Annotated in this window: 1 protein-coding gene; it reads left to right on the top strand. The window is 72.6% G+C overall.

The window, feature by feature from the left end; genetic code table 11:
* A partial coding sequence (locus AC1D01_RS37895) for a substrate-binding domain-containing protein (protein WP_477875132.1) occupies positions 1–504 on the top strand: 504 nt, incomplete at its 5' end.
* Positions 505–599 lie beyond the last annotated feature (95 nt).

The following is a 599-nucleotide window of genomic DNA, read 5'->3' as shown; positions in this document are numbered from 1 at the left end:
ACCGAGCACCTGCTGTCGCTCGGGCACCGGCGCATCGCCTGCATCGCCGGGCCGCAGACGCTCTCGTCGGCGCGCCAGCGCGTGCTGGGCTACCACCGCGCGCTGCGCGAGGCCGGCCTGGCGGTCGACGACCGGCTGCTGCGCAGCGCCGATTTCACGAGCGCCGGCGGCCATGCCGCGATGGTCTCGCTGCTGCAGGCCGGCTTGCAGCCGACCGCGGTGTTCGTCTCGAACGACCTGATGGCGATCGGCGCGGTCTGCGCGGCGGCCTCGCACGGCCTGCGCATTCCGCAGGACCTGTCGGTGATCGGCTTCGACGACATCGCGCTGTCGGCCTACAGCAACCCGCCGCTGACGACCGTTGCGCAGCCCAAGCACCGCACCGGCGAACTGGCGGCGCAGCTGCTGATGCAGCGCATCGCCGACCGCGGGCGCGCGTTGCAGCGCGAGATCCTGCAGCCGTCGCTGACGGTGCGCCACTCGACCGGGCCGGTGCCTTCATGACGCAACGGCAAAGGATCGTCGTGCTCGGCAGCGTGAATGCCGATCTCGTGCTGCGCTGCGAACGCCTGCCGGCGCCCGGCGAGACGGTGCACGGC

The sequence above is a fragment of the Rhizobacter sp. P3_B12 genome, from assembly GCF_056402895.1.
The sequence above is the reverse complement of the archived record's forward strand: the minus strand, read 5'-3'. Positions and strand labels throughout refer to the sequence as shown.